The 14,634-nt window shown below is 66.8% G+C and carries 13 protein-coding genes; 11 read left to right on the top strand and 2 right to left on the bottom strand.

What is annotated here, in order from left to right; all coding sequences use genetic code 11:
- Positions 1-7 precede the first annotated feature (7 nt).
- The 7 genes from ABKF58_RS20080 (at position 8) to rfbC (ending at position 5,566) form a co-directional block, all read left to right on the top strand.
- Complete coding sequence (locus tag ABKF58_RS20080; protein WP_008955237.1) at positions 8-742, top strand: DsbC family protein; 735 nt, start codon at positions 8-10, stop codon at positions 740-742.
- A 249-nt stretch (positions 743-991) separates the two neighbouring features.
- Positions 992-1,432, top strand: a complete 441-nt coding sequence (locus ABKF58_RS20075; protein ID WP_482582950.1) for an energy transducer TonB — start codon at positions 992-994, stop codon at positions 1,430-1,432.
- A gap of 101 nt (positions 1,433-1,533) precedes the next feature.
- Positions 1,534-1,794 carry an acyl-CoA-binding protein gene (locus tag ABKF58_RS20070; protein ID WP_482582949.1) on the top strand — a complete coding sequence of 87 codons (261 nt, stop codon included), beginning with the start codon at positions 1,534-1,536 and terminating at the stop codon, positions 1,792-1,794.
- Positions 1,795-1,965: 171 nt separating this feature from the next.
- Complete coding sequence (gene rfbB, locus ABKF58_RS20065) at positions 1,966-3,027, top strand: dTDP-glucose 4,6-dehydratase (protein WP_482582948.1); 1,062 nt, start codon at positions 1,966-1,968, stop codon at positions 3,025-3,027.
- Complete coding sequence (gene rfbD, locus ABKF58_RS20060; protein WP_482582947.1) at positions 3,027-3,920, top strand: dTDP-4-dehydrorhamnose reductase; 894 nt, start codon at positions 3,027-3,029, stop codon at positions 3,918-3,920. Before rfbB ends, rfbD begins: the two co-directional genes overlap by 1 nt.
- A 5-nt stretch (positions 3,921-3,925) precedes the next feature.
- Positions 3,926-4,810: a glucose-1-phosphate thymidylyltransferase RfbA gene (gene rfbA / locus ABKF58_RS20055; RefSeq protein ID WP_008955232.1), complete on the top strand. Its 885-nt coding sequence runs from the start codon at positions 3,926-3,928 to the stop codon at positions 4,808-4,810.
- 213 nt (positions 4,811-5,023) lie between these two features.
- Positions 5,024-5,566 (top strand): dTDP-4-dehydrorhamnose 3,5-epimerase, encoded by a 543-nt coding sequence (gene rfbC / locus ABKF58_RS20050; RefSeq protein ID WP_482582946.1) that lies wholly within the window; start codon positions 5,024-5,026, stop codon positions 5,564-5,566.
- Positions 5,567-5,847: 281 nt separating this feature from the next.
- On the opposite strand, the gene ABKF58_RS20045 is transcribed toward rfbC, so the two are convergent.
- Positions 5,848-7,071, bottom strand: coding sequence for a diphosphate--fructose-6-phosphate 1-phosphotransferase (locus tag ABKF58_RS20045; RefSeq protein ID WP_482582945.1), 1,224 nt, complete (start codon positions 7,069-7,071; stop codon positions 5,848-5,850).
- A 260-nt stretch (positions 7,072-7,331) separates the two neighbouring features.
- Between ABKF58_RS20045 and ABKF58_RS20040 the strand changes: the two genes are divergently transcribed.
- From ABKF58_RS20040 to ABKF58_RS20025, 4 genes are read left to right on the top strand one after another with little or no spacing between them, the layout of a single operon-like run.
- Positions 7,332-8,768, top strand: coding sequence for a complex I 51 kDa subunit family protein (locus tag ABKF58_RS20040; RefSeq protein WP_482582944.1), 1,437 nt, complete (start codon positions 7,332-7,334; stop codon positions 8,766-8,768).
- Positions 8,756-11,413, top strand: a complete 2,658-nt coding sequence (fdhF, locus tag ABKF58_RS20035; protein WP_482582943.1) for a formate dehydrogenase subunit alpha — start codon at positions 8,756-8,758, stop codon at positions 11,411-11,413. The genes ABKF58_RS20040 and fdhF overlap by 13 nt, the downstream gene beginning before the upstream one ends.
- 18 nt (positions 11,414-11,431) lie before the next feature.
- Positions 11,432-12,286: a formate/nitrite transporter family protein gene (locus ABKF58_RS20030; protein WP_482582942.1), complete on the top strand. Its 855-nt coding sequence runs from the start codon at positions 11,432-11,434 to the stop codon at positions 12,284-12,286.
- Positions 12,286-13,647 (top strand): MBL fold metallo-hydrolase RNA specificity domain-containing protein, encoded by a 1,362-nt coding sequence (locus ABKF58_RS20025; RefSeq protein ID WP_482582941.1) that lies wholly within the window; start codon positions 12,286-12,288, stop codon positions 13,645-13,647. Before ABKF58_RS20030 ends, ABKF58_RS20025 begins: the two co-directional genes overlap by 1 nt.
- 75 nt (positions 13,648-13,722) lie before the next feature.
- Here the strand turns inward: ABKF58_RS20025 and ABKF58_RS20020 are convergent, their stop codons facing one another.
- Positions 13,723-14,376 (bottom strand): Clp protease ClpP, encoded by a 654-nt coding sequence (locus ABKF58_RS20020; RefSeq protein WP_482582940.1) that lies wholly within the window; start codon positions 14,374-14,376, stop codon positions 13,723-13,725.
- Positions 14,377-14,634 lie beyond the last annotated feature (258 nt).

Raw genomic sequence — 14,634 nt, 5'->3', positions numbered from 1 at the left:
ATAACGCATGAATGCAACCCTGAAAAAACTGGCGCTGGCAGCGCTGCTGCTGTCGTCGGCCGCCTGCGTTGCCAAGGCCTCCGATCCGGACGTGGCCGAGGTGAAGAAGGCTTTCGTTACCCGCTTCCCGGATCGCAAGGTGGAAAGTGTCAGTCCGACGCCGGTGAGCGGTATCTACGAGGTGGTGTTGCCGGGCCGTCAGATCGTCTACGTCGACGCCGGCGTCAAGCACCTCTTCGTCGGCGATTTGATCGATGCGGAAAAGCGCGAGAGCCTGACCGAGAAGCGCGTGGCCGAACTCTCCAAGGTGGCGTGGAAGGATTTGCCGCTGGCGGCGGCGATGAAAGAAGTGCGCGGCAGCGGCGCGCGCAAGGTGGCGATTTTCTCCGACCCGGATTGTCCGTTCTGCAAGAAGCTGGAGCGCGAAACGCTGAAGGACGTGAACAATGTCACCATTTACACCTTCCTCTACCCGCTGACCCAGCTGCACCCCGACGCCATGCGCAAGTCGCGCCAGATCTGGTGCAGCAAGGACCGCGTCGGCAGCTGGACTGCGCACATGCGTCAGGGGACCGAGTTGAGTGGTCCGGACAACTGCGATGTCAGTGTGCTGGAGCAGAACCAGGCGCTGGGGGCGAAGCTTGGCATCAATGGTACGCCCACCATGGTGTTCGGCAACGGCCGCATGGTATCCGGGGCGATTCCCTCGGCCGAATTCGAGAAATACCTGAGCGCCCAGTAACCCCTCCATGTGCTCGGCAGCGGGGCGCGGTTTCGACGTGGACAGGAGGCTGGTTTGCTGGTATCGGCACCTGTCCATCGGCGAGCGGCTGGCGCTGGCGCTGAGCTTGTCGCTGGGCTTGCACGCCACCGCCATGCTGCTGCCGGGGTCTCCGCCCAGGGCCGCGTCGGTGCCGGGGGTGCTCAGCGTGATGCTGCAACCCTCCCGGGCGGGCGGCCAGGATCACCCCGCGCGTGCTGCCATCCCCCCTTGCTGCTCGCGAGCGAGGCGACCCATCCTGCTTTGCTCCCGATCCGCGATGAACCATCCTCCTCGGCGGACAGCGTTCCGCTGACCATGCCGCCGGACGTATCGGCCCCTGTTGCGGCGGCTCCGGCCACCGAATTGTCCGGGGCCGACGGGGAGGGTTATTTCCCCGCGGCGGCGCTCGATGTGCTGGCGGTGCCGCTGCAACCGATCGAGCTTGCCTTGCCGCCGGAGGCCCCCAAGGGCGAGTTGCGCCTGATGCTGAGGGTCTACATCAATGAACGAGGCGGCGTCGACGCCGTGGAGCCCGAACAGCCCGATGCCGCTGGGGTCCTCGAGCGTGAGGCCCGCCGTGTCTTCCTCTCGGCCCGCTTCGCCCCGGCACGCCGGCACGGGGTGGCGGTAAAGAGCTACAAGCGTATCGAGGTGCGCATGCAAAATTAAAACGATTGTTTTATTTGTGCTAGAGTACGACTCGATTAAGCTGGGCAACCGGCATCCATGCGCAACGGGAGGCAGGCTCCCAATCACCCAGAGGAATGAACATGTCAGATCTGCAAACGTTGTTCGCCCAGGCCCAGGCCGATGTGAAAACCCTGGCCGAGCGGCCGGACAACCAGACCCTGCTGCAGCTCTACTCGCTGTTCAAGCAGGCGACCGAAGGCGATGTCCAGGGCGAGCGACCGGGCATGATGGATTTCATCAACCGTGCCAAGTACGACGCCTGGGACAAGATCAAGGACATGAGCGCCGAACAGGCAATGCAGGGTTACGTGGACGTGGTCAACAAGCTGATGAACGAGTAACCGCCACGTCATTGCGATGGCATGGCCCGGTCTGATACGGGGCGATGAACAAGACCGGTGGTAGCCCCACCGGTTTTTTCGTGTCCTCGTGCCAGAACCGCTAGAATACCCGGCTGGAATGATACGGTGCGTCGCCCGGGCGGCGGGCAGCATAAGAGGGGGCAGGAAGCGATGATTCTGGTGACGGGTGGGGCAGGCTTCATTGGAGCCAATTTTGTCAGGCTGTGGTTGGAGCAGAATGATGAACCGGTGTTGGTGCTCGACAAGCTGACCTATTCCGGTAACGCCGCTAACCTGCAGCCTTACCTTGAGGAGGGCCGGGTTGAGCTGGTACGGGGGGATATCGGCGATGCGGCGCTGCTGGAGCGGCTGCTGGCCGAACACCGCCCCCGCGCCATCCTCAACTTTGCCGCCGAAAGCCATGTCGACCGCTCGATCCATGGCCCGGCGGTGTTCGTCGAAACGAATATCGACGGCACCTTCCGTCTGTTGCAGGCGGCCACCGCCTACTGGTCGGGGCTACCGGACGGGGACCAGGCGGCGTTCCGCTTTCTGCACGTTTCCACCGACGAGGTGTTCGGCTCGCTGGGGGAGCACGATGCCCCGTTCTGCGAGACCACGCCGTACGCCCCGAATAGTCCCTACGCCGCCTCCAAGGCGGCCTCCGATCACCTGGTGCGCGCCTGGCACCATACCTACGGCCTGCCGGTGCTGACCAGCAACTGCTCGAACAATTACGGACCGTATCAGTTCCCGGAAAAACTGATCCCGCTGATGATCGACCGCGCCCTCGACGGCCAGCCCTTGCCGGTGTACGGCGACGGTCGCCAGATCCGCGACTGGCTCTACGTCGAGGACCATTGCCGTGCGCTGATGGCGGTGCTGGAGCGTGGCCGGGTGGGCGAGGTGTACGCCATCGGCGGCTCGTGCGAGAAGACCAACCTCGAGGTGGTCGAGACGCTGTGCGCCACGCTCGACGCCTGCCGGCCGCGCGCCGATGGGGTGTCCTACCGGCAGCAGATCGCTTTCGTCGCCGACCGCCCCGGACACGACCGACGCTACGCCATCGATGCGGGCAAGATGCGCCGCGAACTGGGCTGGGAGCCACGCGAGACCTTCGCCAGCGGGATCGAGCGCACGGTCGCCTGGTATCTGGCTAACCCGGAGTGGGTGGGGGCGGTGAAAAGTGGTGCGTATCGCGACTGGATCGACATGCACTACGGAGCTGCCTGATGCGTATCCTGTTGATCGGCGGCAGCGGCCAGCTGGGTTTCGAGCTGCGTCGCAGCCTGGCGCTCTACGGTAAGTTATGGGCGCCGGGGCGCGAGGTTCTGGATTTGTCGAGGCCGGACCAGTTGGCGCCGCCGGTGCTCGAGTTCGCTCCCGACCTGATCGTCAACGCCGCCGCCTACACCGCGGTCGACCGCGCCGAAGCCGAGCCGGCGCTGGCAGAGCGGGTGAACGCCGAGGCGCCGGCCGAACTCGCGCGCCTGGCCGAACGTCTGGGCGCCACCTTGCTGCATTTTTCCACCGATTACGTGTTCGACGGTGCAGGGGCGGCACCCTACCGAGAGGGCGATGTCACCAGGCCCTTGAGTGTGTATGGCCGTACCAAGCGCGATGGCGAGCTGGCGGTGATGAACGATTGTTCGCGTCACTATGTGCTGCGTACCAGTTGGGTCTACGGGAGCGTCGGCGGCAACTTCGTCAAGACCATCCTGCGCCTGGCCGCCCAGCGTGACACGCTGAACGTGGTGCACGACCAGGTCGGGGCACCGACCTCGGCGATGCTGATCGCCGATGTCAGCGCGCAACTGGTGTCGCGGCTTCGCGAGGGGCGAGTGTTGCCCTACGGCCTCTATCATCTGACGGCCGCGGGCGAGACCTCGTGGCACGGCTTCGCCCGCGAGATCGTCGGACTGGCTCAGGATGTCGGGGGAGGGTTGGTGCTGAAGCCGGAGGCGATTCAGGCCATTCCTGCCGCGGACTACCCGGCGGCGGCCGAGCGCCCCGCCAATTCTCGGCTCGACACGCACAAGCTGCGCGTCGCTCTGGGCATCGTACTGCCCGACTGGCGTCATCATCTGCAGCTGGTGTTGCAGCAGCTCGCCATCCAAAAGGGATAATTCTCATGGTTCAACGCAAAGGCATCATTCTCGCCGGCGGCTCCGGCACGCGGCTCTATCCGGTCACCCTCGGCGTCTCCAAGCAGCTGCTGCCGGTGTTCGACAAGCCGATGATCTACTACCCGCTCAGTACCCTGATGTTGGCGGGCATCCGCGACGTGCTGATCATCTCGACGCCGCAGGATACGCCGCGCTTCCAGCAGCTCTTGGGCGATGGCAGCCAGTGGGGCATGAGTCTCAGCTATGCGGTGCAGCCCACGCCGGACGGCATCGCACAGGCCTTTCTGATCGGTGAGTCGTTTCTGGCGGGGCAGCCGTCGGCACTGGTGCTGGGGGACAACCTGTTCTTCGGCCACGACCTGGCCGGCAAGATGAAACAGGCGGCGGAGGGCGAGCGTGGCGCCACGGTGTTTGCCTACCCGGTGCACGACCCGGAGCGCTACGGCGTGGTGGAATTCGACCAGGCGGGCCATGCCGTCAGTCTGGAAGAGAAGCCGGCGCAACCGAAGTCGCGCTACGCGGTGACAGGGCTCTATTTCTACGACGACCAGGTGGTCGACTTCGCGCGCGAGCTGCGTCCTTCGGCCCGTGGCGAACTGGAAATCACCGACATCAACCGCCGCTATCTCGATGCCGGACAACTGGACGTGCAGGTAATGGGACGGGGCTATGCCTGGCTCGATACCGGTACCCACGAATCGCTGCTGGAGGCGGGCCAGTTCATCTCGACGCTGGAGCGGCGCCAGGGACTGAAGATCGGCAGCCCGGAGGAGGTGGCCTGGCGCAGCGGCTTCATTGACGATGAGCAGCTGACCCGTCTGGCCCAGCCGATGAAGAAGAACGGCTACGGCCAGTACCTGCTGTCCTTGCTCAACGAACGCATCTTCTGAGAGCTTGTGAATAAATCGGCTGCGCGTCCCTGATCCGGGTTCATGCGCACTGCGTGCGAATCTTTCGCTGGGCCCACCAAAGATGTGCACGCAGAGATTCGCTCAGCGAGCGGAAATCCTCATGTACTCCGTGTACATTCCGGTTTCTGTGCTGCTCTTTACCCGCTGAGGGCCGCTCGCAACGATTTCTTTCACAAGCTTTGGGGCAAAAAAATGAAAATCATCGAGACCGCGCTCAACGGTCTGCTGCTGCTGGAGCCGGTGGTGTTTGCCGACGAGCGCGGCGAGTTCTGCGAGACCTTCAACGCGCGCCGCTTTGCCGCGCTGATCGGGCGCGAGGTGTGCTTCGTGCAGGACAACCGTTCTCGTTCCCGGCCCAACGTGTTGCGTGGCCTGCATTACCAGCACGCCCATCCGCAAGGCAAATTGGTGCAGGTGACGCAAGGCGCGGTATGGGACGTGGCGGTGGACTTGCGACGTGCTTCTCCCAGCTTCGGGCAGTGGTACGGCGTGACGCTGTCAGCCGAGAACCGGCGCCAGTTGTGGATTCCCGAAGGGTTCGCGCACGGCTTCCTGGCGCTACAGGATGGGGCCGAATTCTGCTATAAGGTCAGCGATTACTGGCATGCCGGGGACGAGTATTGCATCCGCTGGGACGATCCGGCGCTGGGGATCGACTGGCCGCTGACGCAGCCGCCCGTCTTGTCGGACAAGGACCGGCAGGGGCTGAGCTTCGCCGAAGCGCCGCGGTTCTGACGCCGTCGCCCTGCACGTGGTGTATGGGCATCGGCCCATGGTTCGTCAGGGATGGGCGTACGGGACCGCCTTGGACCGGGGTTGCCAGGCTGGCGGGCATGAGGGTTCCGAGCAGGACTTCGCCTTGCATTCTGCGAGGCTGGGACTATAGTGAAAGTGCGCCCCAAGGTGGCCGGATTGATTTTAGCGGTGTGAGCAGCTAGGTCGGTGCCGGGACTGGAGGGGCGCTTATCATGTCTGCCGTTCCCCTTCGGGGAAACGGGAATGCCGCTCGGCGCCGCTCATTGCCAGCGCAGTATCGGCCACTGCAGCGATGGATAGCTCGGCAGGCCGTCGGCAAAGGGCGGCCAGTCCTCCCCCTGCAAGAGGGGGCGGAGGTAGTCGAGAAAGTCAGGGCTCACCGAGAAACCATCCGCTCCGATGTACGAGGCCGGTAGCAGGCGTTCGGCGTCGGCCACGTCGGCGAGCGCCACCGCGGCCATTTCCCAGTCCTCTTTTCCCCGTGCCGGATGCAGTCCCACCATCACTCCGCTTTGTCCCTGCAATGCCCATTCCAGCGCCGTGCGTCCGGCCGCTTGCGCCAGCCTGAGATCGAGCGCCGAAACGAGATGGCGTGCCGCGCGCTGCAGGCAATCCGCCACCGCGGCATGGACGTGCAGGCCGCGCTGCTGTGCCAGGTAGGACGCCACGCGCTGCGCGGCACCACCCAGTTGCTGGAACGGGGAGCCGGGGGTGTAAGGCTGTTCGGCCAGCAACACGCCGTTGTCATCGCGCACGCCTTCGGCGACGACCAGCACGGCATGGCCGTGCTGTCGCAGACAGGTGTCGAGGGCATCGAGCAGGCGTTCCGGCCGATATGGCACTTCGGGCAGCAACAGCAGGTGGGGGGCGTCGCCCGGGTGGCGTGCCGCGGCGGCGCAGCCGGCGGCGAGCCAGCCGGCGTTGCGGCCCATGGTTTCCAGCAGCATCACTCGTCCCGGCCCGAGGCTCGATACATCCAGTGCCAACTCGCGTACCGAGGCGGCCAGATACTTGGCCGCCGAGGGGTAGCCGGGACTGAAATGGGTGGCGACAAGGTCGTTGTCGATGGTCTTGGGAATGCCGATGACCCGGAGCGGGTAGCCGAGGCGCTGGCCGAATTCGGTGAGCCGCAGCGCGGTGGTCATCGAGCCGTTGCCACCGTTGAGCAATACCGTGCCGATGCCTGCCCCGCGCAGGACGTCGCGTAGCTGGTGCCAGGTCTCCGGTGCCGAGTCGTACGGAGGCAGCATCTCGCGGCTGGCGCCGAAGCAGGTGCCGGGCAGGGTGGAGAGCAGCTGCCATTGCCGTTGCGGTACCGCGTCCAGGTCGAGCAGTTCACCCTGGCGCAGCCCGGTCAGGCCGTGCCGGGCGGCACACAGCGACACGCCGGCGTGCCGGGCCGCTTCGATCACGCCCTGCGCCGAGGCGTTGACCACCGCCGTCGGCCCTCCTGATTGCAGATACAGCATGCGCGACGAGGTCAAGGCAGGCTCCCGATCGACGTGGGCCGGGTGCAACGGCCGCGACAGCGGCGGTTTTGCACCGGGCGCACTTCCGAGGCGGCGGATGCCACCTCTTTAAATACCACTATAACAAACCGTGCCGCTCTTCCTCGGTCGTCTCCGGATGTTCCGGCTGCCCGGCGCAGACGCTTATTTGCGCTGTGTTTGATCTGATACCGGTTACGGTCGCGCCGCTTGACTACAGTAAAAGAGTTAAACCCTATGCTCAGGGGGGATTTTACGTGCGCGTGCTGCCCCGACACCTTGCCGCCCATACCTTCTACCATCTTGACGAGCCGCTGGCCGGGCGTTGCTGCCGTGGGCTGGCCTGCTTTGCCGCACGCGCCGACGCGCCGGTGCGCTGGTCGGCGGCGCAGCGCGAGAGGTCCCCCTTGTATTGTCTCGGCAAGTGTTACGCCGGCCCCAGCGCGGCCGACCACGATCCGCGTCCGCACGTCGAGGTGCACAGCCGCCAGGCGGTGTTGCTCGGCAACGTGCTGACGGGCGGGGTACACCGCCTGGCCGACTACGTCACGCGCGGTGGCGGGACGGCGCGACAGCGTGCCATGGCCATGGCGCCGGAGGAACTGCGGCGCGCCGTGGAGATGTCCGGGCTGCGCGGCCGCGGCGGTGCCGGCTTCCCGGCGGGGAGGAAATGGCAGGCGGTGGCGGCGCAGCCGGCCGATCGCAAGTATCTGGTGGTCAACGCCGACGAGGGCGACCCCGGCGCCTTCTCCGACCGCTTCCTGCTGGAGGATGATCCTTTCCGTGTGCTCGAGGCGATGATCATCGCCGCCCATGGCGTGGGTGCCGGGCAGGGCTATATCTATCTGCGCAAGGAGTATCCGCTGGCGGGGGCGAGGTTGGCCGAAGCCATCGAGCAGGCGCGACGGGCCGGCTGGCTGGGGGAGCGCTTCGACGTCGAGCTGGTGATCGGGGCGGGCAGCTACCTGTGCGGCGAGGAGACCGCGCTGCTCAACGCGCTGGAGGGGCGCCGCCCCGAGGTGCGCCTGCGGCCGCCGCAGATCAGCGAATGTGGTTTGTTCGGCGCGCCGACGCTGCTGCACAACGTCGAGACCTTGTGCGCGTTGCCGTGGATCGTCGAGCACGGTGCCGTTGCTTACGCCGCGCTCGGTTTCTCGTTGAGCCGCGGCACCAAGCTGTTGTCGCTCAATTCGCTGTTCAGCCGGCCGGGGCTGTATGAGGTCGAGTTCGGGCTGCCCTTGTCCGAAGTGGTCGACAAACTGGGCGGCGGATTGCGCCGCGGCCGTCTCAAGGGGGTCATGGTGGGAGGCCCGCTGGCCGGCATCGTACCGCCGCGCCTGCTCGATACCCCGCTGGGCTACGAGGAAATGCAGGCCATCGGCTGTGCCGTGGGGCACGGTGGGGTGATCGCCTTTGCCGACGATACCCCGCTCGCCGCCATTCTGGCCGAGGTGTTTCGCTTTGGCGCCGGCGAATCGTGCGGCAAATGCACCCCGTGCCAGCGCGGCACGCCGCAGCTGGCGGCGATGTTCGAGGCGGCGATGGGGGGAGGACGCATCGAGCCGGGGCGTTGCGCCGACTTGCTCGACGCGCTCGGCGCCGCCAGCCTGTGCGGACACGGGCGGGGCCTGGCCGAGTTCGCCCGGGCCGTCCAGACCCATTTTCCCGAGGAGTGGAAGGCATGCTTCAGCTGACCATCGACGGCATCGTCCGGAGCGCCGAGCCGGGCCGGCTGCTCGACGTGTTGTTGCAGGGCGGGGCCGAGGTGCCGCATCTGTGCCACGACCCGCGGCTCACGCCGCACGGCGGCTGCCGGCTGTGCCTGGTGGAGGTCGACGGCGAGCCGCGGCCGGTGGCGAGCTGCGCCTGCCGGGCCGAGGACGGCATGGTGATCCGCACCGACACGCCAGCCCTGCGTGCCTTGCGCCGTACCCACTTGCAGCTGTTGGCCGAAAGCTATCCGCCGGCGGCCATGGAGGCCGAGCCGCAGCACCCTCTGCATCGGCTGTTTGCGGCCTATGACGTAGAGCCGGGCGGGCAGCTGCGTGACGGCCTGTTTCTCGACGACACGCATCCCTATATCGGCATCGACATGACACGCTGTATCGACTGCCAGCGCTGCGTGCGCATCTGCGAGCAGCTGCAAGGGCAGTTCGTGTGGGAGGCGTGGCAGCGCGGCGCGGCGCTGCGCATCGCCCCGGCGCACGGTGCCACCCTGCTGGAAGGGGGCTGCGTCAGCTGCGGCGCCTGTGTCGACAGCTGCCCGAGCGGGGCGCTTTACGACAAGCGCGTGACGGTGGAGGTGGAGGGCTGGACGCGCACCACCTGTGTCTACTGCGCGGTGGGCTGCCAGATGGAGGTGGGGCGTCGCGGCGGGCGGGTGGTGGCGGTGCGCCCGGCGGCGAGCCCGGTCAATCGCGGCCACCTGTGCGTCAAGGGCCGCTACGCCTTCGAGTTCAACCACTCGCCCGAACGCATCACCTGGCCGATGATCCGCGACGGCGAGGGCTGGCGCCGGGTGAGCTGGGACGAGGCGCTCGACTTCACCGCCGCCAAGCTGCGCGCCATCGTCGCCGCGCATGGTGCGGACGCCATTGGCGTGCTGGGTTCGGCGCGCGCCACCAACGAAGAGAACTACCTGGCGCAGAAATTTGCCCGGGTCGTGCTCGGCACCAACAACGTCGACTGCTGCGCCCGCGTCTGCCACACCCCCAGCGCCAAGGCCTTGAAGACCATGCTCGGCACCGGCGCGGCGAGCAATGGCTTCGACGATATCGAGTTGGCTGGGGCCTTCCTGATCTGCGGCGCCAATCCGACCGAGAACCACCCGGTGGTGGGGGCGCGCATCAAGCAGGCGGTGCTGAACGGCGCCGGGCTGGTGGTGATCGACCCGCGCCGCACCGAGCTGGCCGGGCTGGCCGACGTGCACCTGGCGCCGCGGCCGGGTTGCAACGTGCCGCTGTTCAATGCCATGGCGGCGACCCTGATCGAGGAAGACCTGCTCGACCAGGCCTTCATCGGCGAGCGGGTCGACGGGTTCGACGCGTTTGCCGATTTCATCGTCGACTATGCCCCGGAGCAGGTGGCGATGGAGTGTGGCGTGAGCGCCGCCGACATCCGTGCCGCCGCCCGGCTCTACGCTGCCGGCCGCCCGTCGATGTGCCTGCATGGTCTGGGCGTGACCGAGCACCTGCAGGGCACCGAGGGCGTGATGACGCTGATCAACCTGGCGCTGCTCACCGGCAACCTGGGGCGCCCCGGCGCCGGCATCAACCCCCTGCGCGGGCAGAACAACGTGCAGGGGGCGGCGCATATGGGCTGCGATCCGGCGACGCTGCCCGGCGGGCACTCTTTCAAGGAGGCCGGGGCGCGCTGCGCCTCGGCCTGGGGTGCCCCGCTGCCGGAACGCCATGGCCGCAACCTGCTGCAGATGGTGGACGCCGCCGCCGCCGGCGAGCTGAAGGCGATGTGGGCCTTCGGCTACGACATCTACCTGTCGCTGGCCAACGTCGGCGAGACCTCCCGGGCGCTGTCCGAGCTGGAGCTGGTTATTGTGCAGGACCTGTTCCTCAACGAAACCGCCAAGGCCTTCGGCAGCGTGTTCCTGCCGGCCGCGTCGTTCTTCGAGCGCGACGGCACCTTCATGAATTCGGACCGGCGCGTGCAGCGCATCCGCCAGGTGGTGCCGGCGCCGGGTGAAGCCCGGCCTGACTGGTGGATCATCCAGCAGCTGGCGGCGCGGCTGGGGCGAGCCGAGGGGTTCGATTTTGCCGGTCCGCAGGCGATCTGGGACGAGGTGCGTGCGTTGTGGCCGGAGGGGGCCGGGCTCAGTTACGCCCGCCTGGAACACGAAAGCCTGCACTGGCCCTGCCCGGACGAGCAGCATCCAGGCACCCCGGTGCTGTATCCGTCGAGTTTCCCGGTCGGCCAGCGCGCCATGCTGGCAGCCATTGCCTACCTGCCGACACCGGAACAGACCGACGCCGACTACCCGCTGCTGCTGCTCACCGGGCGCACGCTCTACCAGTTCAACGCTGGCACGATGAGCAACCGCACCCCCGATACGGTGCTGCGCCCGGCTGATACGCTGGACATGGCGCCGGCCGACGCCTCGCGCCTGGGGCTGGCCGACGCCGCACCGGTGCGCGTGACCAGCCGCTACGGCGAGGTGGTGCTGCCGCTGCGCATCAGCCGCCGGGTACAGCCGGGGCAGGTGTTCGCCACCTTCCACCGCAGCGAGCCGCTGGTGAACCGGCTGACCTCGTCGATTCGTGATCTGCAGGTGCAGGCGCCGGAGTACAAGGTGACCGCGGTGCGGGTAACGGCAGCATCGGCCTGAGTGAAAGGGAGGGCACTGATGGCGCTATACGGATTCGATGCCTTCTCTCCGGCGGAGATCGCCGAACGGGTGGAAACGATCGGCGTGGCCAAGGCGCAGCTGCCGCTGCGGCAGATGGCGCTGCTGGGCGTGCTGGCCGGTGCCTTCATCGGCCTGGGGGCGCTTTACTTCGTGCTGGTAACCAGCGACCCCGGACTGGGTTTCGCCGCCAGCCGCGTGCTGGGCGGGCTGGTGTTTTCGCTCGGGTTGTTGCTGGTGGTGGTGGCCGGGGCGGAGCTTTTCACCGGCAACAACCTGCTCGCCATGGCCTGGGCCGATGGCCGCATCGGCACCGGCCTGTTGCTGCGGAACTGGCTGGTGGTGTGCCTGGCCAATTTCGTCGGCGCCGCCGGCTTGGCGCTGATGGTGTGGTTGTCGGGGCACCCGGCCCTGAACCACGGACTGGTGGCGGAGCAGGTGGTGCGGCTGGCCGCCGCCAAGTGCTCGGCGCCGCTGGCCACGCTGTTCTGGCGCGGGGCGCTGTGCAACGTGCTGGTGTGCCTGGCGGTGTGGATGGCGATGGCCGGGCGCAGCGTCACCGACAAGATGGTGGCGGTGGTGTTTCCGATCTCGGCCTTCGTCGCCGCCGGCTTTGAGCACAGCATCGCCAACATGTACCTGATCCCGCTGGCGATGCTGCTCAAGGATGGCGTCGCCGGCCCGATTCCGTTCGCCGATACCATCGGCTGGGGCGGTCTGCTGCACAACCTGCTGCCGGTGATCGCCGGCAATCTGCTGGGCGGCAGCGTGTTGGTGGCGCTGGTTTATTACCTGATCTATCGGCGCGGGGCCGCCGTGGCGGCGCCCGTTGCGGCAGAAAACGGGAGCGAGTGATGCGTATCACCTTTCTTGGTGCGGTCGGTACCGTCACCGGCAGCAAGTTTCTGGTGGAGCACGGCGGTTCACGCGTGCTGGTGGACTGCGGTTTGTTCCAGGGCTTCAAGCAGTTGCGCCTGCGCAACTGGGCCGAGCTGCCGTTCGAGCCGGCCCGCCTCGACGCCGTGGTGTTGACGCATGCCCACCTCGACCACAGCGGTTACCTGCCGCTACTGGTGCGCGAAGGATTTTCCGGCCCGGTGTACGCCAGCGAGGCGAGCTGCGCGCTGGCGGAGATACTGCTGCCGGACAGCGGCCACCTGCAGGAGGAGGAGGCCGAGTACGCCAACCGCCACGGCTTCTCCAAGCACCACCCGGCATTGCCGCTCTATACCCTGGCCGACGCCGAGCGCTCGCTGAAGGCCTTGCAGACCTTGCCCTGGCATCATGCCGAGCAGGTGGCGAAGGGGATCAAGGTGACGCTGTACCCGGCCGGGCACATTCTCGGCGCCGCCATGGTGGAAATCAGCGCCGGCGGCGTGACGCTGCTGTGCTCCGGCGATCTGGGGCGCCCGCATGACCCGATCATGGTGCCGCCCGAACGCATCGCCCGGGCCGACTATCTGTTGGTGGAGTCGACCTATGGCGACCGTGGCCACCCGCCGGAAGATACCGCCAAGGTGCTGGCCGAGATCATCCGGCGCACCACGGCGCGCCACGGCATCACGCTGATCCCGTCCTTCGCGGTGGGGCGTACCCAGTCGCTGATGTATTACCTGTACCGTCTGAAGCAGTCCGGAGCGATTCCGGCCGACCTGCCGGTGTTCCTCAACAGCCCGATGGCCACCGATGCCACCGAGCTCTACCATCGCTTCCGCCGCGAGCATCGGCTCAGCCCGACGGAGTGCGAGGGCATGTGCCGCGTGGCGCATATCGTGCGCACGGTAGAGGAGTCCAAGAGCCTCAACGAACGGCACGAGCCCGCCATCATCATTTCTGCCAGCGGCATGGCCACCGGCGGCCGGGTGCTGCACCACCTCAAGGCGTTCGCGCCCTACGCCCGCAACACCATCCTGTTCTCCGGTTTCCAGGCGGGGGGGACGCGTGGGGCGGCGATCGTCGGCGGGGCGGAATCGGTACGCATCCACGGCGAGGAAGTGCCGATCCGTGCCGAGGTGGTGATGCTGGAGAACCTGTCGGCACACGCCGATGCCGGTGAAATCCTGGCGTGGCTGGGTGGTTTCGAGAGCGCGCCACGGCATACCTTCGTGGTGCACGGCGAACCGGTGGCAGCGGACACGCTGCGGCGCCGCATCACCACCGAGCTGCGTTGGCCCTGTTCGGTGCCGGAGCACGGCATGACGCAGCAGCTGGATTGAGGTCGGCGTAGGGCGTGCCGTCCATTGCTCCCGCGCCCCGCCGGAGAAACCATCGATGATGCGCCCTGGTGCCGCTCAGCTGCCGGGTTCGGCGTCGGGCGCGCTGTTCTTGCGGTTGCGGCGCGGCGCGGTCGGCTTGGCCGGTGCGCGCTGCAGGCGGCTCAGACGGCGCCGGATCTCGTCCGAGTCCATCCAGACATCCGCCCCTTTGAGCACCTTGTCGACCTCCGCCGTGCTGAGGAAGGGCTGGCAGATGCGCTGCATGACCTTTTCAAACCAGCTGCTCACCGCCTGGATCTGTGCCTGCTGCTCGGTGCCCCGGCCGGCGAAGGTGCCCGAGTAGATGTGGAACATCAGCTGGCAGTTGTCCTGCACCTCCAGTTCGTCTCCCGCCAGGAAAATCAGCGCGCCCATCGAGTAGGCGCGCGCCTCGAGCACGGTGATGACGTGGGCGCAGGAGGACTGCATGTTGTTGATGATCTGCATGCCGGTGTCGAAGTCACCGCCGGTGGTGTTGAGGTGAAGGTAGATGATGTCGGTCTCGCTGGCGCTGCGCAGGGTGTAGAACAGATTGGTGTAGAAGTGCGAGGCCTGGATTTCGCCGCACAGGTAGAAGGAAATCTCGCTCAGCTGCGAGCGTATTTCGTAGCGTGACAGTCCCTGGAACACCGGGGGCTCGGGCTGGTCCTCGCCCGGCTCGCCCTGGTCGCTGATGGTCGGTTTGGTCATGGTGCCTCCACGGTGCTGGCCATGATTCCATCTTAGAGCCCATTTTCGCAGGCGACCACGCCTTCGCGCCGGGCGCGCCGTCGCTCTTCCCCTTTTCTTCCCGGGCCGCCAAGGCTCGCCGCGCCCGCTGTTGCGGAAGTTCTTCCCTAGTCGCCGTGATGGGCTTGTTGCGTGCCTTGTCCCGCCTTGCCGCAACCATTCCGTTAGCGGTTGCGTAGTAGTTTTACTACAAATATACTCGATTGGAGTTGTGTCCAT

This window comes from Pseudogulbenkiania sp. AW2-16 (genome assembly GCF_056824575.1).
The sequence above is the reverse complement of the archived record's forward strand: the minus strand, read 5'-3'. Positions and strand labels throughout refer to the sequence as shown.